Below are 388 nucleotides of genomic sequence, written 5' to 3' on the forward strand. Positions count from 1 at the left end.
CCCGTCGTCTACCGCACCTTTGACCAGGAGCCCCTCGCCATGGCGTGGCTCGTAGCCCAGCCATACTAGCCATGCTGCGTACCTAGTTCAGCCGTACTGGTTGCGGGAAGTCTATTACAAAAGGACGTGCCGGAAATAGCACGCTGGCGCGCGCCACAAGCCCGGAGCCCTCGACACTGCTTTTCGGGCAAAAGCGCGCGGCGGGCCCCTATTCGCCGAAGAGCTGTTGGAATAAGGTGCGCGTGTCCTGGGCGATTTCCTCGGGCAGGCTGGGATGCAGACTCAGGCGCACCGGGGCGATCTGACATTGCAGCACCAGGTTCTCGGCCAGCGTCGAAGGCTGGGGCGCTGGCCAAACGCTGCGCCGCGAGGGCGTGCTCTGGAAGTA

1 protein-coding gene is annotated in these 388 nt (G+C 63.9%); it reads right to left on the bottom strand.

The window, feature by feature from the left end:
- Window positions 1-208: 208 nt before the first annotated feature.
- The coding region (locus BXP70_RS30460; RefSeq protein WP_218779912.1) for a hypothetical protein at window positions 209-388 on the bottom strand (180 nt) is incomplete at its 5' end.

The sequence above is a fragment of the Hymenobacter crusticola genome, from assembly GCF_002154225.1.
Lineage (GTDB): Bacteria > Bacteroidota > Bacteroidia > Cytophagales > Hymenobacteraceae > Hymenobacter > Hymenobacter crusticola.